Genomic DNA, 26,180 nt, shown 5'->3' with positions numbered 1-26,180 from the left:
CAGTCCTGTTATTTTTCCTGTTGTGAATTAATGAGTGCAGATGGCTTAAGTATCTGGATGGAGTTAATCGCTTCTCTTATTTTCTGGGTCTGAAGTTTCTTGGACTCGGTCACGGGGTAGCCGGACGAGACGAAAATGCTCAATGGGGTGGCCAAGTTCAGAAGGGGCTTCATCCCTGCAAAGTAGCAGTCTCGATAGGTAGGCTCTGGCAAGCTGGCTCCCAGATTACATAAGACGCCCACTGCCTCGTAGTACTGAAAGTGTGTGCTGACCTTTTTTGACGTTGGATGTAGCCAGTTTCCCGCGCTGACGACGTACGAATCTTCGGGTAAAGGGCCTGCGAGCTCTTTTTCATCATCGCTTAAAGATCGATATTCAAAGAACATATTGGAAGCCGCCATGTCCTCGAAAGATCTTCTGTACAGGCAGATTCTCAACGCGAACGAGTGTCTGGACGCATCAATACATGTGCCACCATTGACGGAGTGGGTGTCTGCGCTGTGGGCGGGTACCAGGACTTCTAATCCATCGTGGAAGGATATAGAGTCCGCCGCAGCCATGCCCGAGAATAACAACGAGGCTGCAATGGAGCCCAAGGCATACCGTATGGTGTTCATGGGGTGTCCAAAATTATTTTCGATATCCTCCTGGTCTGGGCGGTGCGTTCCGGTAGACCGTTGGGCTCTCCCGACGCGCCGATTCCGTTTATCGCGGCCGAGACTGCGAATATGGCGCTGTCCGATACGTCAAGCTCGACTATTTTCGAGTTTATGGTGAGGAATCGGTTGGACGCTGCCCCCGCCGTCCAATACCAGCCACCTGCGTCGGCGCAGTTATATGCATCCTCACTCAGGGCATGAGGCCTTTCAATTGTTGGACGCTTCTTTTGCGAAGATGTCCACCACGCTCGATTGAACGACGAACTTTCAAGCCATCCCCTGTAAACCCAGTATTTGGCGTAGTTCTCTCTACCGGTCAGGTGCTTTATTCCGCGGCCGCGATATTTTCGTCCATCTCCGCTGTCTACGTTTCCCAGCTTGTTATCCAGATAGTTGAAGTGCTCGTCTTGCGGGTTGTTGTAGTAGCCTCCTCGCTCTGGTTGCAGGCTGGCTGTGAAATGGGTGGATGACGCTTCCATCATTCGCGCGAAGCTATAGGACTCTACTGCTGCCTGGCCGAGGAAGTGAGCCATCTGTGTTGGCGTGACGATGAAGTACTTTCGCATTGCCTTATTTACAGAGGCACGATATTTTTCCCTGAGCATCTTCGGATCGGGGGTTTCTTTTTTGTTGTACAAGGCGTCTGGATAGATTCGCCGCAGGTCACCTTTGGAGAGCCACCCACACTTCCTGAACTCCTCAATAAACTGCAACGGATGAAAGTGGTAATGGACCTTATCCAGTGCCAGTCCTTGCGCCTGCGCGTCTTCCCAGAACGCCAACGCCTCGTGATGCCGCTTCAGCCGGCCATAGGCCTCATCACTAAGGCATTCGCTTGTCCTCAGCACATTCGCCGGGCGTTGGTCGGGATCGTCCACCTTCAGCCAACCCCATCGCTTGTCAAAATAATCCCGTGACCATTCCGTGGGGATCTTCACCACACAGCGGCGCAATGCCTTGGATACTTGCGCGGTGCGGATCTTGGCGGTGGCGCGTGCCAGGCGGTCTTGGTATTGCATCAAGGCGTGTACGCCAGTGGCCATTTTGTGAAGCGTGTCTCCCAAGACTCCCGTCAGCGTCGGCGCTGGATGCGCAGTGGGTTTCAACGGTTCTATCAGGTTCAGCAGCGTGCCCGAGTCGCATCGGCTATTGCCGTCCAGATCGTCGTCAATAAACGTCCAACCTTGCCAATGCGGAAAATCTGCATCGCTGTAGACCTGGACGTCGGGTGCATTCAGGTCAACGAAGAAGATGCTGTCGTCAGACAGCCGGACTCTGCGGATGTGGGGCAGCCGGCCGTGATACAAATCGCTTTGTGCCGGCGCATCAGGACCCAGCACACGACCAAAGCGCAGCATTTCAAACCCCGCGCTGGGGCAGCCTGGATACTGCTTGACCGCCGTGTTGTATAGCTCGTACGAACTTTCGGTTTTCTCGGCAGCGCCTTGCAGGACGCCAATGATCTCGCCTTGCCGAGTTCGCGCGGTGACCGTAAAGGCACCCCGCAGTTCGCTGATGCTGATAATCAGCTCCGCCGTGGTCCGCGCGGCTACCGGCACCTGCCAGTTTGCCCAGTGATCGGGATTCGAACCGGAAGGAAAGCGGTCAACGAGCGCGCCGTAAACCCCCGGCACATAGATTGTTCTTTCCGTTGCGCTAGGGGTAGGTAGATCGAACATGCTCTGATGCGCGCCGTTCACCCAGTTCAACCACGTCTTCTCATCGCCTTCCCGATCCGCACCGCTCGGCGACTTGCGATTCATCTGCCATAGCCGGTCAGGGGTGGTGCCGAACTGCGAGGCAAGGGCGGCGGGGCGTTCCGCGCTGCCGGGCTGCCCGGTTTGAAAGTGGCGTATCAGGTAGGTGCTTCGAACCTCACGCGGATTCATGTCATACAGCGGCGTATTGGCGGGCAATACAAAGTGAATATCGCCCCACACGCAATCGCGGCGGCCCTCCTTGGCTTTCAGACCGCCGGCGCTGCGGCCCAGCAATCGCTCGACGTTGGCCCTGTCGGCCACTATTTCGAAATGAATGCGGTCGGGTTCGCCGTAGAAGTAGCCCGCGCGGGCAATCGCCTCTTTGCGGTACACCTTGTCGCCCGTGTTCAACGCGAGTTTTGTGCCCGTGTGCTTTTCCAGGGCGTGCAGATGCTGGTAGATGGAATAGAACGTGACGCTGACGTCTTCGCCGATCTCGGTGTCGTGCTTTAGCACCAGGACGCCGTTACTGGTCCAGCCCTTGTAGTACATCAACGGGTCGTCGGCGGGCGTGGTGGCATCGACCCCGCGCTTGGGTGAGTCGCTGGCCCTGGCATACACGACGACACCATCTGCAATTGCCCGCACCGGTTCGGGCTTCTGTGGAGACCCCGGTGCCACAAGATGCGCGCCGCCATGCCAGCCCAATTGGTGGCTGACGGGAAAGGCGCCTTTGCCTGTCTTCTCACCCAGGCTCCAGTAGGCATTGCTTTCCGCATCGTCGGCTTGCAGCACCGCGCGCAGGAAGGGTGCGCTGATCAACATGAGGCCTTGCTCCCAGGTTGGAACTCCGATGGATAGCTGCGCGCGTTGCCTACTCGGATAACGGAATATCCGCAGGGTCTACGTCGCGCGACACGGCGGGTACGCCCGCAATCTGTAGCGCGCTGCCTGCGCCCGCGCTGCTTTGGCTCAATGGCCCCTTGATCTTGATTTCGACGCCATCCAGCGTGATGCCCGAGCCGTCGATGGTGATGGTGCCGCCAGGGCCCTTGAAGACCACCTTCTCGCCGGTCTGTAGTTCGTAGACGGTGGTTTTGCGATGTATCTTCTGGCCGACTTCCAGCAGGTCATAGCCTTCGATTCTTGTTTCGGCATAACCGCCGATGTCGGTCCAGTGGTTGGCGGCTGTCTTGTCACGCCGGCTGTTGCCGACCTCTTCCGTGCGGTCCTTGGCCGTATGGACGGTGTGGTTACGCCCCACGTTCAGAAAATCGTCTTGCCCGGTGCTGTGGCGGCGGTCTTGGCCGATATCGACCTGCTCGTCGGTAGCCACGGTTTCGCGGCGGTTGCGGCCGATGGCAATCGTCTCGTCGTTCTCGATCTTTTCGCTGCGGTCGTGTCCCACGAACGTGGTCTCGTCGTGATTGACGTGGATGTTCTGATCGCGCTGCGCATGCACGAAAATCTCTTCCTGATCGCGCTCGTCTTCAAAGCGCAGCTCGTTATAGCCCTCGCCTTTGTGCGTCTGGCTTTTTATCGTCATGCGCGTCTTGTGGCGTGGCAGTTCGTAAGGCGGTAGTTGCAGCGCCATGTGGGTGCGGCCCGTGATGACAGCCTGGTCCACGTCGCCGTCCAGGAAATTCACGATGACTTCCTGCCCGATGCGCGGTATGGCCATATGCCCCCACATGGCGCCCGCCCAGTTTTGCGACACGCGGATCCAGCACGAGCTGTGTTCGTCATGGCTGCCCAGGCGGTCCCAAGGGAACTGCACCTTGACGCGCCCGTAGCTGTCGCAATAGATCTCTTCCCCTTTTGGCCCGGTCACCGTGGCAATCTGCGGGCCATCGATGCGAGGCTTGCGCAGCGGTTCGGGTCGCCATTCCGTGTGCTTGGAGACCAGCTCCGCCGTATAGCCATAACGGGTGCCTTGCTGCGCGTCGGCGCTGTCTTCCTGTAGGCTGCTGTGCTGCACGCCGTGGTGACGCATGCGTATGGGGCGCCAGCCTTGATTCAGGTCGCCGCGTGGATGGCCTGCCAGTTCGAACGACAGCCCGGGGACCAAACGAGGGTCGTCTCCTTCCACCGTGGCGATCCGGGCATCCCGTCGCAGCCCGCGCAGGCGGTTCTCCGTAAACGGAATGCCCGCTTCGTCGCGCTTGTAGCGTCCCGGGTAGTCGTACCGTTCGTAGTGACGGTGCTGGTGGTGCAGGTCGACACCGTCGCGGCTGTGTTCCTGTGTGTATTGCGGGTGCGTGTAGGTGTAGTCGCGCTGGGTCTGGCGGGCCGTGCGCACCTGTTCGGCGTAGGCAAAGCGGCGTAGCGCGGGCTCGGGTTGGTCCCCGCCCGGGGCGGGAAGATAGCGCACCGGCCCACCATCGATGTTGCCGTGGATGTGCAAGCGGTCGCTGTGGACCAGACGGTGGCCTTTGGCGTAATGATGAAACGCATGGAAGAAGCCTTCTTCGCGGGCCAGGCGTTCCATGAAGTACAGATCGGTGTCGCCGGCCTGCACGCAGTATTCGCGGGGCAGGTGTTCGTGCGTCACCGTCTGTTCGTAGTCCAGGACGCCGTGCTCTTTAAGCACCGCTTGCAGGATTTCGGGTACGGACAACTGCTGGAAGATGCGCCAATCGGAAGACAGGCCGGCGCGCGCCAATAGCGGTTCAACGGTGGCGCGGTAGCGGGTGCGGCGAAAGCCGGTGGCGCCTTGCTCGAAGCGCGAGACCACGCCGTGCACGTAGCGTACCGGGGCGCCTTGATACCAGACGGTCAGCAGCGCCGCCTGGTCCAGCACCAGGCCGAAGTCCACCGACGACTCGTGGCTGGCCAGATCCAGTTCCAGGCAAAACGGCTCGGACAAGCCCTCGTCGAGCGTGAACTCGACCACTTCAAAATCCATGCCGCCTACTATGCCAAAGCTAAATCGGAAGTCATGTTTGTGACTCACGATGCCCCCTTTGAATGCGTCATGCGGCACATCTTGGACAGCGGGTCAGCGTATGGCTATAGGACGACTAAGAATACTGAAGGGGAAAACTTGGAAATATCCGAATCCCGAAGCGGGGCGGGGATCAAGCGGGCCGGCCTGATAGCGGTCTGGCCGGCCACCGGCGCTGTTGCCGCCTGCTGGGTTGTTCATTGCGCTGCGGCAAATCCGGCCTATCCAGCGCTGTCGCGATCCATGGACCGTAGCGCGGCCGGGATGCGGTAGCGCTTGCCGTCGAATGTCAGCGTGTGGCGGGTTTTGCCTTGCTTGACGGTCTTTTCCTTGCAGTCGCCTTGCTGCACCGAAGCGCGGCTGGCCGAGTGGGATTCGGTGGCGATCAGGTCACGGTAGCCGCGGCGTTGCGTGTCGCCTATTGCCAAGCTGACGGCGCTTTCCGAGAATTCGCCCGCGCACGTGGTGTCCCATACGCCCGACGAGCGGTTGACGGACATGCCGTCGAGCACCAGGCGCAACTCGTTGTCGTGCACGGTGAATAACCGCAAGCTGGTTTCATCGAACGGGTTGGCGCGCGATGCGCCTTCGCGTTCGATGCGGATGCCGAAGGCGCGCTTGTCGGTTGCCACGTCGTAGCGCGCGGTGTCGAACGCCAGCCCGGCGATGCGCACCGCATCGTCCGACATCAGGCCCACCAGGCGCCGCCGTTGGCGCACTTGCAACGTTTGCTTGTCCAGCACCAGCACGTCCAGATCGCCGACGTGGCCGTTCTCGGGGTCGGGGGTGTCTTGCATCAGCGGTACCGCCACCAGCAACAGGTCCGGATTGGCGGGCCATGCCTTGCATGCCACGGCAAACGGCGCGCCCACGTCCGCGTCGGAAAGCGTGACGATGGCGTGCCCTTCCTTCAAGCGGATGCGGCCTTGGGCGTCGGGCTTGTCGGTATTGTTGTAGACGGTGCGCACGATGCCGGCCGCTTCCGGGCAAGGCCCGCTGGCCGCTTGCGCCGCGCCGCAGGTCACCACGGCGGATAGAAGCAGGGCGGCGGGCAGACGCGAATAGGGACGGAACATGGCGGGCGGGCGGAAAGGAAGAAGTCCGAATTCTAATCAGGCCTTGGGGCGGCTGCGCGCCCCTTCGCTACCGCCCGCTACAGATCGCTACAGCTCGACCCGGACGTTGCCGCTTGTACCGACGCGGCAACGATCTCTACAGGTCCACCCGGACCTTGCCCGCCTGCACCAGCCCGGCCACGTTGCGGATCTCGGCCAGCAGCGACTGTTGCAACTGCGCGGGCGTGCCGCCCGTCGGCGCAAAGCCCTGTTCGGCCAGCTTGCTGCGCACGGCCTCGGTTTGCAGTGCGCGGTTGATGCCCTGGTTCAACGCAGCGATCACCGCGTCCGGCGTGCCGGCCGCGCAATACGTGCCGAACTGGATCTGCGCGTCGAACCCGGCGTAGCCGCTTTCCGCAACCGTGGGGATGTCGGGATACTTGGGCAGCCGCTCACGGCTGGTAACGGCCAGCACGCGCAGACGTCCGCCCGTCATATACGGTTCAACGGCGGCCACCGTGGCAACCACCAACTGGATCTGGCCGCCCAGCAGGTCGGTCATCATCGGGCCCGTGCCGCGATACGGCACATGCAGCATGTCGATGCCGCACGCCGCTTGCAGCAGTTCGGTGGCCAGGTGCTGTGGCGTGGCGTTGCCGGGCGACCCGAACGTCAAGCCTTTGGGATCGCGCTTGGCCTGGGCAACCAGGTCGGCCAGCGTCTTGGCGGGCAGGTCGGCATTGACGGCCACCATGTACGGAGAACGCGCGATGGGGCAGACGGGCGCCAGTTGCTTGAGCACCTCTTCGGGCGGACGCGCGTAGTAGCGCACGGACGGCACCAGCCCGGCAAACAGCAGCATGCTGCCGTCCTTGGCGCCGTTGGCGGTGTAGTCGGCGCCCAGCATGCCGCTGGCGCCGGGCTTGTTTTCCACGACGACCGGGCGGTCCAGCGCGCCTTCCAGGGTGGCGGCAATGACGCGGCCCAGCACGTCAGTGCCGCCACCCGGCGGAAACGGCACGATGACGCGCAGCGGCGCCTCGCGCGCGGCGGCATTACGGCTTAGCGACAAACCGAACGACAAGCCCAGCGATGCGGCCAGCGGCGTCGTTGCGCCCAGGGCCAGGTGCTTCAAAACGGTTCTGCGATTCATGCATTTGTCTCCATCTGCGCTCCGTCTTCAGAGCGTTGGCCGATCGCCTCTGTTGGGCGGGCGATTCAGCGGGGGTCTGCGTGGTCGGCGGTGTGGGCGTGGCGGCCGGCGTTGGGCTTGGGCTTCCTACATCCTAGGGCCAGGAAACGGGCTTGATGACGGGCCCCGCAGTGGCTGGGCCGCCGGGTCATTCGTCCGGTCGGGCATACCGTCCGGTCGCGCATCCGATTGCCCCCCCGGCAATAAAAAGCCGTGCAACGCCGAGGCCAGCGCCTCGGGCGCTTCCACCGGCAGCATATGCCGTTGCCCATCCAGCACGCGCACTCGGGCGTCCGGCAGTGCCCGCCCCAACGCGCGCGTCATGCGAGGCGTGGACCCGACGTCATCACCGCCTGTCATCACCAGCGCAGGGCAGGCGATATCCGGCGCGGCTTGCGCCAGCAGCGCGTCGCCATGCGCGAACAGACGATAGGCCGCCAGGAAGTTGGCGCGGTTGTTTTTTATCAAGCGGTGGCCGATGGCAGCGACGCGTTCGGGGCGTGCGGCTTCGAACCCGCGCGTGAACCAGCGTTGCAGCGAGACCGCCGCCGACGCCGCCACGTCCTGCGTGGCAGCCGCCACCAGGCGCGCCTTCACGGCCTGCACCTCGTCGGGCGTGCGCTGGAACACCGTGCTGAGCAGCACCAGCCGGGTCACGCGGCAGGGCCGCGCGGCGGCGTAGGCGCCCGCGATCAAACCGCCCATCGAATAGCCCAGCACGTTGGCTTCGCCCCAACCCGCCGCATCCAGCTCGGCATCCAGCTGCTCGATAAATTGCCCGATGTTCGCGGCACCCTGGATGCCGGGCGCCGCGCCATGGCCCAGCAGGTCGTAACGCAGCACGTCGAAGCGGGGTTCCAGCAGCGGCGCCAGATCATCCCAAAGCGTGTGGTCCAGCCCCACACCGTGCAGCAACACCAGCGGCGCGCCACGACCGGAACGTCGACGTGGCGTGCTCATTTCGATTGCGCCTCTTGCGCCAGTTCCTGCAAATCGGAATAGCGGTTGCCGATGCGGTGGTGCGGCCGGCCGGACGTTGCCGCGCCCAGCGCAATAACGATTTCGTCGGGCGCGGGGGCGTCGTTGATATTTGTCTGCACGGTCAGGTAGTGCGAACGCAAGCCTTCGTCTTCCTTGTGCATCAAGGGCACGGAAATCACGCAACCCGGGCCGCCGCGCGTGTTGGTAAAGGCCAGGTAGCTGGTGCCGCCCACGGCGTTGCGATAGGCGTTGCCAAAGCGCAGCGTGTGGATCAGTGCGGACGCGTGCTCACCTCGCCCGACGTGCCCACCACGGCGGCCTTGCCATAGGCTTCGATCTGGTCTGCCGACCCCGCCTGCCGCAGTATTTCGGCCACCAGCAGTTCGCCCAGGGGCGGCGCGTTTTCCAGGATCCGCGGGCGCAGGTCTTCCTGGAACGGCAGGCTCGCCCACGGGTTGCGGATCACGGCGGCGGCAACGATCATGATCAGCGGCCGTTCGGCCGGCTTGCCGCCTTCGATGCAGGTCTTTTCCACATAGCTGATGATCTTTCGGACTTGCAGGGCCATTCGATTGCTCCAGTGCATAAGGGCTGACGATGGACCTATTGTTCAAGCCATGCCGGAATTTTGACAATCCAAATTAACTCAAGTTAATTTCGGAAAACCTGAAGTCAATCGACGCCCGCCATGCCCGCACCCTTGAAGATCCAGCACCTGCGCCAATTCCTGTTGGCGGCCGACCACGGCAGCTTTCGGCTGGCGGCCGAAGGCACGCACCGCTCGCAAGCCGCCGTGTCCGCCGCCATGCAGGACCTGGAACAGCAATTGGGTGCGCCGCTGTTCGAAGCCGGCAAGCGGGCGCAGCTGACGCCACTGGGCCTGGCGGTGGCGCCGCTGCTGCGCGAATTGCTGGCTACGCATGACCGCGTGCTGGAGGCGGCGCGGCAGTTGGGCATGGGCAATACGGGGCCGGTGTCGCTGGCGGTGATGCCGTCGTTGGCCGACGAATGGCTGCCTCGCCTGCTGGAACGCTACGCGCGCAGCCATCCCGACATCCGCATCCGCGCCGTGGATGAATCGTCGCAGGACGTGCACCGGCTGGTGCTGACGGGCGAAGTGCAGGTGGGCGTTGCCGGCCAGGTGCCGCGCACGGCCGAGGTCGCGTTCACCCCCGTGGCGCGAGATGCCTTCGGGCTGGTGTGCCGCAAATCGCATCCGCTGGCGCGGCGGCGCGGAGCCGTGCCGTGGGCGGCGCTGGAAGGCGAACGCCTGATCGGCAACGCCACCTTCGACACGCTCAAGAACCGGCAACTGGGCAGCGCAATCGACGACCCGGCCATGGTGGTGTCGAACCGCGCGTCGTTGCTGGCCAGCGTGGTCAGCGGCCTGGGCGTGACAGTGCTGCCGGTGCTGGCGCGACCCGCCGTCAGCAGTGGCTTGGCCTTCGTGCCGCTGTGCGAGCCGACGGTCGAGCGCATCGTGGGCGTGCTGACCCGCAAGGAAGAAACCTTGTTGCCATCGGTGGCGGCCATGCACGCGCTGGCCTTGCGGTCGCTGGCGCAGTTCACGCGCCGCAAGGGTGCAGCGCTGGTGTAACGGCCCGGCTGCCTTGCCCGCCTCCGGCCTAGGGTTGTCACTACTTCGGCCGGCGTGAAGCCCAGCTTAATAAATCCTTAATTGGCAGCCTCCCGGCGCTGCGTCAGAGTGCGCAACAGAGAAAACGGCCGTCAGATGCCGTCCGGGCCGGCGAACCGATCCGCCGCGCCATCCCCCCGCACAGCAGAACCCTATCGAATGAAAACCCGGCGCATACCGGGTGGCTTGCTATCGACCGTCGCCATCTGGCGGCGGTTACCCGTGGGTCCGAGGAGACGACAATGAGCAAGAGCTGGAAGAAGTTCGCAGGGGCGGTGGGCGCGGTGGCGGTTTTGGCGGGGGCGGGCGCGCAGGCCGCCGACGCGCCGCCCGACATCAAGCTGATGCAGCTGTCCGTCGGCAAGATCGAACTGGACAAGGGCTTCATGACCGCCATGGTCGACGTGGGCACCAAGATCAAGATCCCGGTGCCCGCCTACGTCATCCAGCACCCGCGCGGGCTGGTCCTGTTCGACACCGGCATGAACCAGGCCACCGCCGACGGCAACTGCGCCAACTATTGGGGCCAGGGCCTGTGCGGCGCGTTCAATTCCATCCAGGGCCGCGACGAGGTCGTCGACCGCCAGCTCAAGGCCGCCGGCTTTGACGTCAGCGACGTGAAGTACGTGGTGTATTCGCACTTTCACCTGGACCACGCCGGCAACATCAAGATGTTTCCCAAGGCCAAGCACGTCGTGCAAAAGGCCGAACTGCGCGCCGCCTGGTGGCCCGAAAAATTCCAGCGCGCCGCCTATGTCATGAAAGACTTCGACACCACGCGCGACTACGACTTCATCCAGGTGGAAGGCGACTTCGACCTGTTCGGCGACGGCACCATCGTGCTGCTGGACACCAAGGGCCACACGCAGGGCCACCAGTCCTTGCAGGTCAAGCTCAAGAACACCGGCACCGTGCTGCTGGCGGCCGACGCCATCTACACCGCCGAGAACGAGGCGGGCGTCATCCCGGGCATCACCTGGAACACCGCGGCGTCCATGCTGGCGATTGACCGGCTCAAGCAGATCCGCGATGCGCGCCAGGGCCAGCTTTGGTATAGCCACGACGCCGAGCAGCACGCGCAAAACGCCAAGACCAAGGTGTTCGATTAACGCGTTGCTGGATGCCGCATTCCCCGTCGATCGACCTCGACTAACGCAAGTCTGACCGAAGGCGCCCCATGCAGCCGGCCGTTGCTTTGCACCAGGTCTGCAAGTCGTTCGGACCCCGTCAGGTCCTGCATTCCCTGAGCCTGTCCGTGGCGCCCGGGGAAATCGTGGGCCTGCTGGGGCCGAACGGCAGTGGCAAGACCACCACCCTGCGCCTGATGGCCGGGTTCTACACGCCCGACAGCGGCCGCGTCACCGTGTGCGGCCGACAGCCCGCGCCGGGCCGGGGCAACGCCGACATTGGCTACCTGCCCGAACGCGCGCCGCTGTATGACGCGCTGACGGTCATGCAATACCTGCAATTTGGCGCGGGGGTGAAGGTGGCGGGCGGGGCGGGCGCGCGTCGTCTTGCCATCGAACGCGCCATCGACGGCTTCGACCTGCAAGCCGTGGCCCGCAGCGCCATCGGCCGTTTGTCCAAGGGCCAGCGCCAGCGCGTCGGCCTGGCGCAAGCGGTGCTGAACGATCCGCCCGTGCTGTTGCTGGACGAAGCCACCAATGGCCTGGACCCCGTCCAGATCGTCGAGGCCCGCGCCATGATCCGCCGCTGCGCACAGGGCCGCGCGGTGGTGTTCAGCAGCCACCTGATGCAAGAGGTGGAAGCCTTGTGCACGCGCATCGTCATCTTGCAGCAGGGGCGGCTGGTGGAAGACGCGGTGCTGGGGCAGGCGCAGGCCGCGCTGCAATTACAGCTGGCCTTGCCGACGGCCGGCCACGCCGCCTTGCGCGCCGCGCTGTCGGCCTGCGACGGGATACGCGGCGTGGACGCCACCGTACAGGATGCCGCGCTGAGCAAGTGGCGCATCAGCTGGGACACGGCCGGCGCGGGCGATCCTTCAGGCGCCATGTGTGACCGCGTGCTGCGCATCGTGTTGGCGCACGCCCAGGTGCGCGCGGTGCTGTCGCTGCATGACGCCGTGGAAGCGCGCCTGCTTGCCGCGCTGGCGCCTAACGACCCGGTGATGCGGAGGCGGGCATGAAAGGCTTTTTGGCGCTGTACCGAAAAGAGCTGCGTACCGATTTCGGCTCGCCCGTGGCGCTGGTGGTGGTGGCCGTGTTCTGGGCCTTGTCCGGCTACCTGTTCAGCTTCAACCTGTTCTTTGTCAGCACGGGGCAGATGGTCACCGCGTTTCACAACATGACCATCCTGCTGATCCTGGTGATGCCCCTGGTCAGCATGCGCGCCTTTGCCGAAGAAGCGCGCCAGGGCACGCTGGAGATGCTGCTGACCTTGCCGCTGTCCGACGCGACGCTGGTGGCGGCCAAGTACGCGGCCGGGTTGACGGTCCTGGCCTTGATGCTGGCGGGCACGACCGCCGCCGTGCTGCCGCTGGCGTGGTACGGGCAGCCGGACTACGGGCCGATCGTGGGCGGCTATGTCGGTGTGTTCCTGTACGGCGCGCTGTTCCTGGCCATCGGCATTGCCGTGTCCAGCGCCTGCACCAACCAGATCGTGGCGGCCAGCGCCACGTGGGGCATCCTGGTGCTGCTGTGGTTCATTGATTACCCGGCCGCGCTGGACGCCTTTCCCGCGTTGTCGCCGTTCTTTCAGGCGCTGTCTTTGTCGGCGCAACACGTGGACTTTATTCGGGGCGTGTTGCCCGGTCCGGCCACGGTCACGCTGGCCAGCGTGGCGGTGCTGGCCTTGATGGTGGCCGCCGTCAACCTCAAGCGCTGGAGGCTGCGATGAACGCAAACCCTCGCATGCTGCGCACGGGCCGGCGCCTGTTGCTGTGGCTGCCGGTGCTGGCCGTTGCCGCCTTGCTGGTGGCGCTGAACCTGTGGGCCTCGCGCCATCTGGGCCGGCTGGACCTGACGGCGCAGCGCCTGTACAGCCTGTCGCCCGAGAGCGTTGAAGTAGCCCGCCAGATCAAGCAAGCCGTGGACGTGACGTGGTTCTACGATCTGCGCAACAAAAGCATGGTGGACGCGCTGGAGCTGCTGCGCCAGTACGAACATACCAACCCGCTGATCCGTGTGCGCGGCGTGGACCCGGCACTGCGTCCGGCCGAGGCGCGGGAAGCGGGTATCCAGTTCGCCGGCAGCGCGGTGCTGGCCGCCGACACGCGCAAGATGACGATCAACGGCGGCACCGAAACCGACTTCACCAACGCGCTGATCCGCATCAGCCAGCGTGGCGCGCAAACGGTGTGCTTTACGCAGGGCCATCGCGAAGTCATGCTGGACAGCCTGACGTCGCTGGACGATCTGGAAGACCACGGCGACGATGAAAACCTGGTGGCGCGCGTCGAGGTGCACGAGCAGCACGGCATGGCGATGGCGCGCAATGCCTTGCAGACCTTGGGCTTTGCCACGCGCGGTATCAACGCGGGCAGCCTGGCGCAAGCCTTGCCGGCCTGCGCCGTGGTGGTGGCGGCGGGGCCGCGCGCGCCGTTCGGTAGCGACGACGCAGAGGCGCTGCGCCGTTGGACGGCCGACGGCGGCAAGACCCTGTTGCTGCTGGAGCCGGACACGCGCCACGGGCTGGACGCGTTGCTGGCCGACTTCGGTATCGCGCGGCCGATGGGCGCGCTGGTCGATCCCGGCAGCCATTACCGCAACGACCCCGGCAGCCCAGCCGTCAGCGACTACACGCGGCACAAGATGACGCGCGGCCTGCCGTTAAGTTTCTTTCCCGGCGCGGCAGGCCTGGAACCCGCCGGAGAGGCGCTGCCGCAAGGCGTGACGGTCACGCCGCTGGCGCAGACGTCGGCACAGGCGCAGTTGCCGGGGCAGCCGGCGGGGCGCTACACCTTGATGGCGCTGGCCACGCGCAACGCGCAGGCCGCCAGCGCGGACGGGTCGGCGCGGCCCACGCTGCTGGTTGCGGGCGATAGCGATTTCGCCACCAACCGCCATTTCGCCACGCTGGGCAACGGCGCGCTCTTTACCAGCGCCGTCACGCTGCTGGCCGGTGAAGACGCCTTGTTGACGATACGCCCGCGCCATTACGAGAACCGCCGCGTTGAACTGACCAATCGCCAGATGCGCACCGTGTTCTGGACCAGTACCGTGGCCTTGCCATTGCTGGCCTTGATGACGGGCCTGCTGCTGTGGTGGAGGCGGCGATGAACGCGGGGCGTGGCTGGCTGATGTTGCTGGCGGCGGGCGTTGCGCTGTCCGCTTGGCAATGGCACGAGACCATGGAATCGCCCGCCACCCACAGTGGCCACACGCACCTGCATGACGACACCGGCAAGCCGGCGCGGCTGTACGCGTGGAACGCCGCGCAGGCGGCGCGTATCACGCTGTCCACGCCAGCATCCACGACGACGTATACGCGCGCCGCTCAGGGTTGGGCCGCGATGCCGGGCAGTGCAACCTCCACCACACCCCCCGCCTTCGACGCAGACGACTTCCTGTCGCTGTTTTCGCAAGCCCGCAGTGACCGCGTGCTGGCCCCGCACCCCGGCGAATCGTATGGCCTGAATCCGCCCGCGCTACGCATCGCCATCGATGACGATAAAGGCGCCACGCTGGCCCGGATGGACGTCGGCGCGCTCACGCCGGATGGACTAGGCCGTTATGTGCAATTGCCCGATGAACCGCACCTGCGCATCATCCCCGATTACCAAACGCGCGCGCCGATGGCCGCGACGATTCAGGTAAACCCGCATGCGCCGGGCACGGCGACCACGGCCTCTCTATCGCTTGTGAAACCCGGCTTGCGCAAAGATAAATAGCCGCTCAAAAGGGGCGTCCCTATACTTCGCTGCACATCGGACTAGTACGAAAAGTGGCGCTTGCCAGTGATCGCGCCGGTCCATAAAAGTGCCTTCCGTTCCGCTTCGATTCGCGTTCGAAGCCAAGGCGGCAAGGTTGATAACGAGACAAGGGCGCGCCACGCGCACGCCCGGGCCATGTGCCCACGCCGCCTTGCCGGCGATGCCCGTTGCCCCGGCAACGCATCGCGGACGGGGCAGGTGTTTAGCGTATTGGGAGAAGACGCTTGACCTTGGATCTACTGCCTCTCGCCTTGGTGGATGGCGTGGCGTACGCCAGTCTGCTGTTCCTGGTGTCGATGGGGTTAACCCTGGTGTTTGGCGTGATGGGCATCTTGAACGTTGCCCATGGCGCCTTCTACGCCTTCGGCGGTTATGCCGCGGCCAGTCTCGTCATGTTTCTGGCGCCCAAAACCGATTCCCCTTTCCTGCTGTTCGCCGCGTTGTTCGTGGCCGCCATCGCCGTCGGCCTGGCGTTGGGCAGCATCATGGAATTCGTGCTGATCCGCCGCGCGCAGAACTACGACCCCATCCTGAAACTGTTGATCACCTTTGGCGGCTTCCTGATGCTGGAAGACATCCAGCGCCTGCTGTGGGGCGCGCAGCCCTACAGCGCCAGCGAAGTCGTGAACCGTCTGGGCAATATCGAAATCGGCGACATCACCTACACCACCTACCAGCTGGTGGTGGTGCCCGTGACCGCCGTGCTGGCCTACGTGTGCCTGGAGTATTTCCTGCGCCACACCAAGCTGGGCAAGCAGACGGTGGCCACGACGCACAACCGTGAAGTGGCCACGTCGTTGGGCATCAACGCCAAGAAGATCGGATACGTCACCTTCGTGATCGCCACCATCCTGGGCGCGTTGGGCGGCGCGCTGGCCGCGCCCACCACGTCGCTGGTGCCGGGCGCGGGTACCGACATGACGGTGCTGTCGTTTGCGGTGGTTGCCACGGCGGGGCTGGGCCAGATCACCGGTGCGCTGATCGCGGCGCTGTTGATTGGCGTCATGCGTTCCATTGCCGTCTACGCCGCGCCCGAACTGGAAGTGGCGGTGCCGTACATCATCATGGTGTTGGTGCTGATCATCCGGCCGCATGGCTTGTTCACCGTCGCCCAAGCCCGGAGGATCTAATGAAAGTCGTCGTACTCAGCCTCGTGGCCGCGATGGCCACGCTAGCTCTTGGCTATAGCCTTTCCTGGACAATCACCCCCATCGTCATCGGCCTGACCTACGCCATCGCGGCGCTGGGCGTGTCGGTGATGGCGCGGGCTGGCCAGATCTCGTTTGGCCATGCCATGTATTCCTGCATCTCGGCCTACACGGTCGCGTTCCTGGCGCGCGCCATGCCGGGCACCGACGCGCTGCTGCTGATTATGGCGGGCGTCGTTGCCAGCTTCCTGGCGGCCATCGTGATCGGCCTGTTCATGGTGCGCTATCGCGGCATCTTCTTCGGGATGCTGAACCTGGCGTTGAGCATGGTGCTGTTCGCGTTGCTGGGCAAGCTGTACACGCTGACCGGCGGCTCGGACGGGATGCGCATCGTGCGCCCGACAATGGCCGGCGTGCTGATGGAACGCGAGTCCTTCGAACGCGCGTTGCTGGTGCTGACGCTGGTGTTGTCACTGGTGCTGGCCTGGTGGGTGCAGCGCTACTTCCGTTCGGGCAGCGGGCAGGCGTTGTCCGCCATCAAGACCAACGAAACGCGCATTGAATACCTGGGGTTTTCCGCGTACTTCATCATGTGGAAGGGCTACCTTCTGTCGGCTGTCGTCGTCGGCTTCTCGGGCGCGATCCTGGCCTTGATGCAGGGCCTGGTCACCCCCGAAATCGGCTCGTGGCTGCGCTCGGGCGAATTCGTCTTCATCACCATTCTGGGCGGCGCGGGCCATGCGGCCGGTGCGTTCCTGGGCGCCGTCGGTTTTGAAACGGTGAAGCTGGTGTCGGCCGCTTACTTCCCCGGCCTGTGGCAGTTCTTGCTGGGCCTGACGCTGATCTTGGTGATCTTCATGTTCCCCACCGGCTTTGTCGGCCAGGTCATGAAGCGCATCGCCACGCGAAAGCGCGATGAGGCCCGGGCCCGCGCCCGCGCCAACGCCACCTTGCAGGCGCGCGTTTCCGCCAACACGCACGCGCCGGTCAGGAACTGATGATGAAACCGCTTATTCAAACCACAGATCTTTACCTGGCCTTCGGCGGCGTGATCGCGGCCGACAACATCAACTTCGAATTGCATGAAGGCGAACGCCTGGCCGTCATCGGCCAGAACGGCGCGGGCAAGACCACCTTCATCAACATCTGCACGGGCTACCTGGCGCCGTCCAAGGGCCGCGTGATTTTCGATGGGCGCGACGTCACCGCCATGGCGCCGCGCAAGATCGTGCGCCTGGGGCTGGGCCGTTCGTTTCAGTTGCCGCAGCTGTTCACCGAACACACGGTGCGCCAATGCGTGCAGATCGCCGCCGCGCGCCGCAACAAGGAACTGAGCTGGTTCCGTTCGCTGGAAAGCACCATCGACGAAAAAGAAGTGGACGCCACGCTGGACCTGGTGGGCCTGTTGCCCGAAGCCGACGAGGCTTCCATCGAGTTGCCCGAGGGCAAACGCAAGCTGCTGGATGTCGCCATGGCGCTGGCGCTGCGGCCCAAGCTGCTCATCATGGACGAGCCCACCAGCGGGGTGGCGTCCGAAGACAAATTCGCCTTGATGGAAACCGTGATGCACGCCCTGGACGAGCGCCGCGTGACCAGCTGGTTTGTCGAGCACGACGTGGACATCGTCTCGCGCTACGCCACGCGCGTGGCCGCCTGGATCGCGGGCAAGGTGGCCGCCGACGGCACGCCGGACGAAGTCTTGAATAACCCGCAGATCAAAAGCGAAGTGCTGGGGGCCTGAACCATGCTGAATCTATCGGCCATCAACGTAGACCTGGCAGGCAACCGCATCCTGCGCGACGTCGACGCCAGTTTTGAATCATCCAAAACCATCGGCATCGTGGGGCGCAACGGCGCGGGCAAGACCACCTTGCTGCGCACCATCATGGGCCTGACCAAGATCAAGTCCGGCAAGATCGCGTTCGACGGGGCCGACCTGACGGCCATGCCCGGCCACAAGCGCGCGGCCTTGAAAGTGGGCTACGCACCCGAAGACCGCGTGATCTTCCCGACCATGACCGTGGCTGAAAACCTGAACCTGCCGTGCGAAGTGCAAGGCCAGTCCAAGACCGAAATCGCCACCCGCATCCAGACCGTGCTGAAGGTGGTGCCGCAGCTGGAACCCATGCTGGGCCGGTCTGGATCGGCGCTGTCGGGCGGGCAGGGAAAGATGGTGGCGCTGGCGCGCGCCATCATGGTCGGCACGCGGCTGTTGATGTTGGACGAACCCTTTCAGGGCCTGGCCCCCAAGCTTGCGCGCGACTACACCGAAGCGTTGGGGCGCCTGAAGGAATTGCAGCCCGACCTATGCGTCGTCATCACGGAATCCAACGTGAAGCTGCTGGGCGACATCCCTGACCAGATCTGGACGATCGAGCGCGGCTCGATCACCTTGAATTGAACTTCCGGAGACATTGCATGACGCAGATGATTATCAACGGCCGCCAGGTCGATGCCCATGACGGGCGCACCATAGACGTGGTGTCGCCGGTGGACGGCGACGTATTCACCACCATTCCGCGCGGTCAGCAGGCCGATGTGGATGCAGCTGTTGGCGCCGCCCGCGCCGCGCTGGAAGGCGATTGGGGCCGCATGACGGCGCTGGAACGCGGCCGCCTGCTGCTGCGCCTGGGTGAATCCGTGCTGGCGCATCACGAAGAGCTGGCGCGGCTGGAATCGCGCGACACCGGCAAGCCCATGTCCACCGCGCGCGGCGACATCACGGTGCTGGCGCGCTACTTCGAGTTCTACGGCGGCGCGGCCGACAAGGTGCACGGCCAGACCATTCCTTTTCAGAAGGACTATTCCGTCCAGCTGATCCGCGAGCCGCTGGGCGTGACCGCCCACATCATTCCGTGGAATTACCCGGCGCAGATGTTCGGCCGCAGCGTTGCCCCTGCGCTGGCCATGGGCAACGCCAGCGTCGTCAAGCCGGCCGAAGACGCCTGCCTGTCCATCATCCGCGTGGCCGAACTGGCTTTGGAAGTGGGCTTTCCGCCGGGCGCGCTGAACATCGTGACGGGCCTGGGCGAAGAGGCGGGCGCCAGCCTGTCGCGTCACGCCGACATCAACTTCATCACCTTCACCGGCTCGAACGAAGTGGGCGTGCTGATCCAGCAGGCCGCCGCCGTCAACGCGGTCAAGTGCGTGCTGGAACTGGGCGGCAAGTCGGCCCACATTGTGTTCGACGATGCCAACTACAAACTGGCCATTCCCGCCATCGTCAAAGGCATCGTCCACAACACCGGGCAGACCTGCACGGCGGGTAGCCGCCTGCTGGTGCAGCGCGGCGTGTATGCCGATTTCATGAAGGCGCTGGCCGCCGAGTTTTCCAAGGTGCGCGCCGGCACGCCCGACATGGACCTGACCTGCGGCCCGGTCGTCAACAAGGCGCAGTTCGACCGCGTCAACCGCTACATCGCCAAGGGCCTGGCCGATGGGCTGACCGTGGCGGCCGAAGGCGCCATTGCCGACGGCGTGCCTTCTGGCGGCTACTTCGTGAAGCCGACACTGTTTTCCGCGCCCGCGCACGACAGCACCTTGCTGACCGAAGAAATCTTCGGGCCGGTGCTGGTGGCGCTGCCCTTTGACACCGAAGCCGACGCCATCCGGCTGGCCAATGCCACCGACTACGGCCTGCTGGGCGCCGTGTGGACCGAGAACGGCGGACGCCAGCAGCGCGTGGCGCGCGGCATCAAGTGCGGTCAGGTCTACATCAACGGCTTTGGCGCGGGCGGCGGCGTGGAACTGCCGTTTGGCGGCGTCAAGAAAAGCGGCCACGGGCGCGAGAAGGGCTTCATCGCGCTGGAAGAAATGAGCACGACCAAAACGCTGATCCAGTTCTACGGCGAATGATCGCCACGCATATCGGAGTCAAGTCATGAGTCAGTTGCAGGGTAAGGTCGCCATCGTCACGGGCGGTGGCAGCGGTTTCGGCGAAGGCATCGTCAAGCTGTATGCGAAAGAGGGCGCCAAAGTCGTCATCGCCGACATCAACAAGGAAGCCGCCGACCGCGTGGCCGCCGAAGTGGGCGCCGCCGCGCTGGCGGTCAAGGCCGACGTGTCCAGCCGCGCCGACATCGACAACGTCGTGCGCGTCTGCCAAGAAAAATTCGGTTCCGTCGACATCGTGGTCAACAACGCCGCCATCACCCACAAGAACCAGCCCATGCTGGACGTGGACGAGGCCATGTTCGACCGCATGTTCGAGATCAACGTGAAGTCCATCTACCACATGGCGCAGGCCGTGGTGCCCGTGATGCGCAAGCAAAAGCGCGGTGTGATCCTGAACGTCGGGTCCACCGCCGGCATCCGCCCGCGCCCCGGCCTCAGTTGGTACAACGCGTCCAAGGGCGCCGTCAACGTGCTGTCCAAATCGATGGCCGTGGAACTGGGCCCCGACGGTATTCGCGTCAACGCCATCTGCCCGGTGATGGGCATCACCGGCATGTTCGAACTGTTCATGGGTCTGCCCGACACGCCCGAGAACCGCGCCAAGTTCGTGTCCACCATTCCGCTTGGCCGCTTCTGCCAGCCGTCGGACGTGGCGGCGGCGGCCTTGTTCCTGGCCAGCGACGCGGCGGAATTCATCACCGGCGTGGAGTTCCCGGTGGACGGCGGACGCACGGTGTAAAGCTGTGATCGGGGCGGTGCCTGCCGGCCGGTTGCCGGTCGGCATTGCTACTGGTCCGTATTGCTTTCGGTCCGCATCGCTTCTAGCCCGCATCGCTTCTAGCCCGTATTGCTTCTACTTGGATGTCAGCGCATGAAAATCAAAGCGGCGTTGTTGCGTAACGTAGGGGTGCCCGGCCCTTATGCCCAGACCCGGCCCCTGACCATCACCGAGGTCGACCTGGACCCGCCCGGCACGGGCGAGGTGCTGGTGCGCATCAAGGCGGCCGGGCTGTGCCATTCCGACCTGTCGGTCATCAACGGCGACCGCCCGCGCGGCGTGCCGATCGTGTTGGGACATGAGTCATCCGGCGAAGTGGTCGAGACCGGCCCCGGCGTCACCGACTTGAAACCCGGCGACCACGTGGCCATGGTGTTCGTGCCCAGCTGCGGCTGCTGCAACCCCTGCATGGAAGGCCGCCCCGCGCTGTGCGAACCCGGCGCGGCCGCCAACACGCAAGGCACCTTGCTGGGTGGCGACCGCCGCCTGCACATCGGCGACGAATACCTGAACCACCACACCGGCGTGTCCTGCTTCGCGCAATACGCCGTGGTGTCGCGCCGGTCCTGCGTGAAGGTCAACGTTGAACTCAGCCATCGCGAAGCCGCGCTGTTCGGCTGCGCCGTGTTGACGGGCGCGGGCGCGGTGCTGAACCGCGCACGCATCAAGGCAGGCGACACCGCCGCCATCGTCGGGCTGGGCGGCGTGGGCCTGTCAGCCTTGCTGGCGGCGGTTGCGGCAGGTGCGCGCCGCGTGGTCGCCATCGACCTTAGCGACGAAAAACTGGCGCTGGCCAAGGAGCTGGGCGCCACCCACGTCGTCAACCCCAAGCAGGTCAAGACGGACGATGACTTGTTCGATCTGGCCGGCGGCCGCGTGGATTACGGCTTTGACATGGCGGGCGCCGTGCCCGCCTTTGAAACCGCCTACAAGCTGACCCGGCGCGGCGGCGCGACCGTTACCTCGGGCCTGCCCAACCCCAAGTTCAGCTTCCCGCTATCGCTCTCGCAGATGGTCGGCGAAGAGCGCGACATACGCGGCAGCTATCTGGGTTCCGGCGTACCCGCCATCGACATCGGCCGCTATATCGACCTGTACAAGGCGGGCCGCCTGCCGGTGGACAGGATGATGGGTAAATCATTTTCGCTGGACCAGATCAACGAGGGGTTCGATCACCTCGCCACCGGCGGCAGCCTGCGCGACGCCATCGTTTTCTAAGGGCATAGACCCGACTACAACACTGGAGAGACAACCATGAAAACCTCAAGACTGGCCGCGCTGTTAGGCGCCACCCTGCTGTCCGGCTTCGCGGCGCTGGCCGGCGCCGCCGACAAGCCCAAAGAACTGAACATCGGCATCTCGACCTTCCTGTCGGGCTCGGCATCGGTGTTCGGCGTGCCGGCGCGCGACGCCGCTGAAATCCTGATCCAGGACATCAACGCGGCAGGCGGCATCGACGGCGTCAAGCTTGTGCCCAGCTACATCGACGAAGGCGGCGGCGGCGAAAAACTGTTGTCCGAATACCGCCGCCTGGCCGAAGGCGGCACGCGCGTGATGCTGTCGGCTATTTCAAGCGGCCACTGCAACATCGTGGCCCCCGTTGCCGAAGACCTGAAGGTGCTGAACGTGCTGTGGGACTGCGGCACGGAAAAGGCGCTGGAAGGCAAGAAGTACAAGTACGTGGTGCGCACGCAAGCCAACGCCACCACCGAAATGGTCGCGCAGGTGCTGTACCTGATGAAGGTCAAGCCCGACTTCAAGACCATCGCCATCGTCAACCAGGACTACGCCTGGGGCCGCGATTCGCGCGACATCTTCCTGGCCGCGCTGAAGAAGTTCAAGCCCGACGTAAAGGTCGTGGCCGAGATGTTCCCCAAGTTCGGCGCCGCCGACTTCTCCACGGAAATCAGCCGCCTGCAAGCGCTGCGACCCGACGTCATCGTGTCCACGTCATGGGGCGGCGACCTGGACAACTTCGTGCGCCAGGCCTCGCAGCGCAACCTGTTCAAGAACTCTACCTTCGTGCTGTCGCTGGCAGAAAGCTCGCTGGAACGCCTGGGCAACGCCTTGCCCGAAGGCGTTTACGTCGGCGCACGCGGCGATCATTACTTCCTGCATCCGGAAACCAAGGACGATCCGCAGCACCAGGCTTTCGTGAAGAAGTTCCACGACAAGACCGGCGCCTATCCGATCTACTCGGTCTACCACATGGTGCAAGCCATCCAGGGCCTGAAAGCAGGCTACGAGAAAGCCATCAAGGACAACAACGGCGCCTGGCCCACCCCGGAACAAGTGGCCGCCGCCATGCACGACGTGTCCTTCAAGGGCTACGGCCGCGAAGTCAAAATGCACCGTGCTGACGGCCAGGGCCTGGAAGCGCAATTGTTCGGCGTGACCAAAAAGAGCGACAAGTACCCGTTCAAGGTGCTGGCCGACATTACGATCGTGCCGGCGGAACTGGTGACGCCGGGGGTGGAAGACACGTCGATGGGCTGGATTGAAAAGAACCTGACCCCGGATGTTCTGAAAAGCGACCAGATCAAGGTGTATTCGAACTGAGCAAGCTGTGTTGTGTGTGCAGGGACTCCCCCGGCGAGCAATCGTCGGGGTTTTTTTTTGGTTTTTTTAAGGTGTCAGACTGCATTTTTTATTCAGCAAAACATAGTGCGATGACAGATCGAGAGCCATGGTTCGCATCCTTAGGGAAGAGGGGCGTGCGGTCATTCTTCACAGCGTGGGCCAGATTTGACCTGATCGGGCCAATTTTGACCCGCTACAAGCCATTGATTCAATAGCGATATTTTTTTATCGGGTCAGAACTGGCCCGTTTTCTGGGGGAAAACGGCGGTTTCGTAGGGATTCCGATCAGAGAGCTCCGTCGTAAGTGTCTTAGCCGCATGGCAAGCCATTGATTTCATGGAGCTTATTGACAGGACGTGACGCTCGGCATGGATGTTGCATGAGTCCGGCTAGCGCTTCCTTCGGAAGCCTCCCGGCCGCCATGGCCGACACGACGACGGAGCCCGTCATGCCTACCCCCGCAACGTTTTGCATTGCCAGCAAGACCCTTGGCCTTCGAGTGTTCGCATGACGCTCAGCCAATCGCTTATCGACATCGTCGAAGAGACCCTGGCGCTGCCACCCGGCGGTTGCAACGCCTGCGAACGCAACGGCGTGCCGATTCTGCTGCTGCGCCCGGCGGTGGTGGCCAAGAGCCCGTTCTTACATGCGCGCGGTGCGCTGTCGCATCCTGGTCTGCAAGAATCGCTGCGCATCATGCGCAAGGGCTATGTGTATGTGCTGCTGGACCGCAGGGTATGGCATGCCTATCAAGTGACCGATGCGGGCCATATGCGGCATTTCAATCCCTACGAGATGGCGTGCGAAGAGCCTGCTCCGCTGGCCGAGCGCTGCGTTCAGGCCGCCCACGACTTGCCCGCGTCGTTCATCGGTATCGACATTGATAAGTACAAACTGGCCTGGATCGCGTATTCGCAAGACCCTTGGCCGACGGCCGTGCTGGATGCGTACAAGTCAGGCGACGGTTTGAATGCCGATTACCCGCTACGGTTTGTCATCGTGGATCTGCCCAAGTTGCGGGACGATCCCACGGCGGGTGGCACCGCGCTGGCGCTGGAACATGCGCATCCGTTGAACAAACACGTGGCGGAGTATGTCAGCGGTGTCGACGACTTCGGCAGTGTTCACGGCTGGTCATCGCGCGTGACGCAAGCCACGGGCATGTGTAACTACCTGACGCTGATGGAACGGCAGCACCGCTTGCCGCAAGCCGTGACCGGGCTGGTTCTGCCCGACCCGATCGGCATGGCCGAAGAACTCAACAACGTCCGCCTGGCCGCCTATACGCAGAAGCGCTTGTGGTCCGAAGAGCCGACTCGCCGCTATGCCTACCTGACCTCGCAATGCCTGCTGGCGATTCAACAGATGTACGCCGTGCAGGCCGACGCCGAGACAATGGATAGCCCGACACCCATGCTCGACATCATGCCCAGCGAGTCCGGCACGCCACCCGTGTTCTGGGACCCCGCGCGTGAACGGCAAGAGCGCGTGCAGGCCAAGATCACCGATCGCGTTGAACGATTGAAAGAACGCTACTGGGAAACCAATCCCCCCGCCGAACCGCGCCGCCATGGCCGGGCGAGCTTTCAGTCGCGGTATGACCGCGACATCAAGCGGTTTGAAAAAGATATCGATGCGTATGGCAAGGATTGGGCGCAGGTAGTGGGTAGCGCGGCGTGGAAGCGCATCGTGGCAATGGACTATTCCGATACCGATGAACGATCGCGTCTGCTGCGCTTGATTACGGTTGGTGCGTGTTTGGACGGCGGGATTACCGATGCGATGCCTGCGCCTGATGCCGCGTCGGCGGAGCCTGAAACGCTGGGGCCTACCGGCACCGCGTGGCAGTCGTTGCTAAGTGATCCCAACAGCGCCGCCTATCTGGCCTTGAACGGCCATCAAACCTTTTTGCAAACCACCTTTATCCCGCTGTTCGGCGCCGGGGCGGTTGCCAACGACGCCGGGAAAAAATACTTCGACGCCGTCAAGAGCATCATCAGCAGCAAAGAAATCGGTGCATGGCGAGAAGGCCGAGCGGCAGACGCCGCCGACCAACTGCTGACCGCCATGCACGGCGCCAGCAAGCGCCTGAATCAACATTTGAGCGCCGGTTCCAAAGCCGCCGTCGATGCGGTTCACGTGGGCGGTGCGTGGCTGTATCGCAAGACGCAGATGACGCAGGTGGTGATTCAACTCACGGTGGGGGAACTGCTGTCCATCTGCGCCGAAGAGCTGCAACGCGTCGGCGAGCCCCTGCAACAAGACGCCAGCCGGCGCGTGCGCGCGTTTGTGTTCGCCGGCTTGATCAGCATCCCGGACCCGGCGGTGCGCAATACGCTGATTGACGTGACGCTGTGGATGGAAGGCAGCGCGGAAGAGATCCGGAAGCGAATCAACGCCTTTGAGAAAGTAGCCGGCGATCCAGTAGAAAATGTGGCGCGCCAGGTGGAAGGTGTGGTCCGTCAAGCGGAAGATGCGGCGCGCAAGGCGTCGCATGGCGCGATGCGAAAGATCTCGGTCGGCATGAAGAACCTGGAAGCCCCGGCGGCGCAACTGCTAAAGGGTTTGGAGTTAAGCGCGGCCCACGCGCAGGAGTTCGCGAAGAATGGGCTGACGAGTCTAAAGCGATTGTCTGTCGGGTCGGGTTATGGCGCGCTGTCACTGGTCAGCTTGTATTTCCTGCATGACAGCGTGCGTACCAGCCTGGATGCGGCGCGGGAGA

At 63.8% G+C, this 26,180-nt stretch carries 21 protein-coding genes and 1 pseudogene; 15 read left to right on the top strand and 7 right to left on the bottom strand.

Going from position 1 to position 26,180, the window contains the following annotated elements; all coding sequences use genetic code 11:
• Positions 1-8: 8 nt before the first annotated feature.
• The 7 genes and pseudogenes from YH64_RS27875 to YH64_RS27845 all read right to left on the bottom strand — a co-directional run bounded on the left by YH64_RS27875 (position 9) and on the right by YH64_RS27845 (position 9,099).
• Positions 9-617, bottom strand: a complete 609-nt coding sequence (locus YH64_RS27875) for a hypothetical protein (RefSeq protein WP_046807580.1) — start codon at positions 615-617, stop codon at positions 9-11.
• A complete protein-coding gene (locus tag YH64_RS27870; protein ID WP_046807579.1) occupies positions 614-3,184 on the bottom strand; it encodes a M23 family metallopeptidase in 2,571 nt (856 codons plus the stop codon). Before YH64_RS27870 ends, YH64_RS27875 begins: the two co-directional genes overlap by 4 nt.
• 49 nt (positions 3,185-3,233) lie before the next feature.
• Complete coding sequence (locus YH64_RS27865; RefSeq protein ID WP_143215575.1) at positions 3,234-5,312, bottom strand: type VI secretion system Vgr family protein; 2,079 nt, start codon at positions 5,310-5,312, stop codon at positions 3,234-3,236.
• Between the two features lie 212 nt (positions 5,313-5,524).
• Positions 5,525-6,379 (bottom strand): hypothetical protein, encoded by an 855-nt coding sequence (locus YH64_RS27860; RefSeq protein ID WP_052946136.1) that lies wholly within the window; start codon positions 6,377-6,379, stop codon positions 5,525-5,527.
• A gap of 136 nt (positions 6,380-6,515) precedes the next feature.
• Positions 6,516-7,511: a tripartite tricarboxylate transporter substrate binding protein gene (locus tag YH64_RS27855; RefSeq protein ID WP_046807577.1), complete on the bottom strand. Its 996-nt coding sequence runs from the start codon at positions 7,509-7,511 to the stop codon at positions 6,516-6,518.
• Positions 7,512-7,637: 126 nt separating this feature from the next.
• The gene (locus YH64_RS27850; RefSeq protein WP_082134674.1) at positions 7,638-8,510 is read right to left on the bottom strand and encodes an alpha/beta fold hydrolase; all 873 of its coding nucleotides are present in this window, start codon (positions 8,508-8,510) and stop codon (positions 7,638-7,640) included.
• A pseudogene (locus YH64_RS27845) lies at positions 8,507-9,099 on the bottom strand (amino acid synthesis family protein). The gene YH64_RS27850 and the pseudogene YH64_RS27845 overlap by 4 nt, the downstream one beginning before the upstream one ends.
• A gap of 120 nt (positions 9,100-9,219) precedes the next feature.
• Here YH64_RS27845 and YH64_RS27840 point away from each other — a divergent pair.
• From YH64_RS27840 to YH64_RS27770, 15 genes are all read left to right on the top strand, one after another.
• On the top strand, positions 9,220-10,128 hold the full coding sequence (locus YH64_RS27840) for a LysR family transcriptional regulator (protein ID WP_046807576.1): 909 nt from the start codon (positions 9,220-9,222) through the stop codon (positions 10,126-10,128).
• A gap of 281 nt (positions 10,129-10,409) precedes the next feature.
• The gene (locus YH64_RS27835) at positions 10,410-11,276 is read left to right on the top strand and encodes an N-acyl homoserine lactonase family protein (RefSeq protein ID WP_052946135.1); all 867 of its coding nucleotides are present in this window, start codon (positions 10,410-10,412) and stop codon (positions 11,274-11,276) included.
• 68 nt (positions 11,277-11,344) lie between these two features.
• Positions 11,345-12,313: an ABC transporter ATP-binding protein gene (locus YH64_RS27830; protein WP_052946134.1), complete on the top strand. Its 969-nt coding sequence runs from the start codon at positions 11,345-11,347 to the stop codon at positions 12,311-12,313.
• A complete protein-coding gene (locus YH64_RS27825; RefSeq protein ID WP_046807575.1) occupies positions 12,310-13,023 on the top strand; it encodes an ABC transporter permease in 714 nt (237 codons plus the stop codon). Before YH64_RS27830 ends, YH64_RS27825 begins: the two co-directional genes overlap by 4 nt.
• Positions 13,020-14,405 (top strand): Gldg family protein, encoded by a 1,386-nt coding sequence (locus tag YH64_RS27820; RefSeq protein WP_046807574.1) that lies wholly within the window; start codon positions 13,020-13,022, stop codon positions 14,403-14,405. Before YH64_RS27825 ends, YH64_RS27820 begins: the two co-directional genes overlap by 4 nt.
• A complete protein-coding gene (locus YH64_RS27815; protein WP_143215574.1) occupies positions 14,402-15,016 on the top strand; it encodes an electron transporter SenC in 615 nt (204 codons plus the stop codon). Before YH64_RS27820 ends, YH64_RS27815 begins: the two co-directional genes overlap by 4 nt.
• Positions 15,017-15,282: 266 nt before the next feature.
• Positions 15,283-16,188 carry a branched-chain amino acid ABC transporter permease gene (locus YH64_RS27810; RefSeq protein WP_046807572.1) on the top strand — a complete coding sequence of 302 codons (906 nt, stop codon included), beginning with the start codon at positions 15,283-15,285 and terminating at the stop codon, positions 16,186-16,188.
• A complete protein-coding gene (locus YH64_RS27805) occupies positions 16,188-17,204 on the top strand; it encodes a branched-chain amino acid ABC transporter permease (RefSeq protein WP_143215573.1) in 1,017 nt (338 codons plus the stop codon). The genes YH64_RS27810 and YH64_RS27805 overlap by 1 nt, the downstream gene beginning before the upstream one ends.
• A gap of 2 nt (positions 17,205-17,206) precedes the next feature.
• Positions 17,207-17,947 carry an ABC transporter ATP-binding protein gene (locus tag YH64_RS27800; RefSeq protein WP_046807570.1) on the top strand — a complete coding sequence of 247 codons (741 nt, stop codon included), beginning with the start codon at positions 17,207-17,209 and terminating at the stop codon, positions 17,945-17,947.
• A 3-nt stretch (positions 17,948-17,950) separates the two neighbouring features.
• Positions 17,951-18,607, top strand: a complete 657-nt coding sequence (locus YH64_RS27795; protein WP_046807569.1) for an ABC transporter ATP-binding protein — start codon at positions 17,951-17,953, stop codon at positions 18,605-18,607.
• A 17-nt stretch (positions 18,608-18,624) separates the two neighbouring features.
• Entirely contained in the window at positions 18,625-20,061 is a 1,437-nt protein-coding gene (locus YH64_RS27790) for an aldehyde dehydrogenase family protein (RefSeq protein ID WP_046807568.1), read from the top strand.
• 25 nt (positions 20,062-20,086) lie between these two features.
• A complete protein-coding gene (locus YH64_RS27785; protein ID WP_046807567.1) occupies positions 20,087-20,839 on the top strand; it encodes a glucose 1-dehydrogenase in 753 nt (250 codons plus the stop codon).
• Positions 20,840-20,971: 132 nt separating this feature from the next.
• Complete coding sequence (locus tag YH64_RS27780) at positions 20,972-22,096, top strand: zinc-dependent alcohol dehydrogenase family protein (RefSeq protein WP_046807566.1); 1,125 nt, start codon at positions 20,972-20,974, stop codon at positions 22,094-22,096.
• A gap of 36 nt (positions 22,097-22,132) precedes the next feature.
• The gene (locus YH64_RS27775; protein WP_046807565.1) at positions 22,133-23,437 is read left to right on the top strand and encodes an ABC transporter substrate-binding protein; all 1,305 of its coding nucleotides are present in this window, start codon (positions 22,133-22,135) and stop codon (positions 23,435-23,437) included.
• Positions 23,438-23,965: 528 nt separating this feature from the next.
• A partial coding sequence (locus tag YH64_RS27770; RefSeq protein ID WP_221935930.1) for a T6SS effector BTH_I2691 family protein occupies positions 23,966-26,180 on the top strand: 2,215 nt, incomplete at its 3' end.

The sequence above is a fragment of the Achromobacter sp. LC458 genome (assembly GCF_001005835.2).
GTDB classification, from domain to species: Bacteria; Pseudomonadota; Gammaproteobacteria; order Burkholderiales; family Burkholderiaceae_B; genus Achromobacter; species Achromobacter spanius_B.
The sequence above is the reverse complement of the archived record's forward strand: the minus strand, read 5'-3'. Positions and strand labels throughout refer to the sequence as shown.

Coding starts and splice junctions, on each gene's coding strand:
- YH64_RS27875 (WP_046807580.1), bottom strand. CDS start 617: ATGAACACCATACGGTATGCCTTGGGCTCCATTGCAGCCTCGTTGTTA.
- YH64_RS27870 (WP_046807579.1), bottom strand. CDS start 3,184: ATGTTGATCAGCGCACCCTTCCTGCGCGCGGTGCTGCAAGCCGACGAT.
- YH64_RS27860 (WP_052946136.1), bottom strand. CDS start 6,379: ATGTTCCGTCCCTATTCGCGTCTGCCCGCCGCCCTGCTTCTATCCGCC.
- YH64_RS27855 (WP_046807577.1), bottom strand. CDS start 7,511: ATGAATCGCAGAACCGTTTTGAAGCACCTGGCCCTGGGCGCAACGACG.
- YH64_RS27850 (WP_082134674.1), bottom strand. CDS start 8,510: ATGAGCACGCCACGTCGACGTTCCGGTCGTGGCGCGCCGCTGGTGTTG.
- YH64_RS27840 (WP_046807576.1), top strand. CDS start 9,220: ATGCCCGCACCCTTGAAGATCCAGCACCTGCGCCAATTCCTGTTGGCG.
- YH64_RS27835 (WP_052946135.1), top strand. CDS start 10,410: ATGAGCAAGAGCTGGAAGAAGTTCGCAGGGGCGGTGGGCGCGGTGGCG.
- YH64_RS27830 (WP_052946134.1), top strand. CDS start 11,345: ATGCAGCCGGCCGTTGCTTTGCACCAGGTCTGCAAGTCGTTCGGACCC.
- YH64_RS27825 (WP_046807575.1), top strand. CDS start 12,310: ATGAAAGGCTTTTTGGCGCTGTACCGAAAAGAGCTGCGTACCGATTTC.
- YH64_RS27820 (WP_046807574.1), top strand. CDS start 13,020: ATGAACGCAAACCCTCGCATGCTGCGCACGGGCCGGCGCCTGTTGCTG.
- YH64_RS27815 (WP_143215574.1), top strand. CDS start 14,402: ATGAACGCGGGGCGTGGCTGGCTGATGTTGCTGGCGGCGGGCGTTGCG.
- YH64_RS27805 (WP_143215573.1), top strand. CDS start 16,188: ATGAAAGTCGTCGTACTCAGCCTCGTGGCCGCGATGGCCACGCTAGCT.
- YH64_RS27800 (WP_046807570.1), top strand. CDS start 17,207: ATGAAACCGCTTATTCAAACCACAGATCTTTACCTGGCCTTCGGCGGC.
- YH64_RS27795 (WP_046807569.1), top strand. CDS start 17,951: ATGCTGAATCTATCGGCCATCAACGTAGACCTGGCAGGCAACCGCATC.
- YH64_RS27790 (WP_046807568.1), top strand. CDS start 18,625: ATGACGCAGATGATTATCAACGGCCGCCAGGTCGATGCCCATGACGGG.
- YH64_RS27785 (WP_046807567.1), top strand. CDS start 20,087: ATGAGTCAGTTGCAGGGTAAGGTCGCCATCGTCACGGGCGGTGGCAGC.
- YH64_RS27780 (WP_046807566.1), top strand. CDS start 20,972: ATGAAAATCAAAGCGGCGTTGTTGCGTAACGTAGGGGTGCCCGGCCCT.
- YH64_RS27775 (WP_046807565.1), top strand. CDS start 22,133: ATGAAAACCTCAAGACTGGCCGCGCTGTTAGGCGCCACCCTGCTGTCC.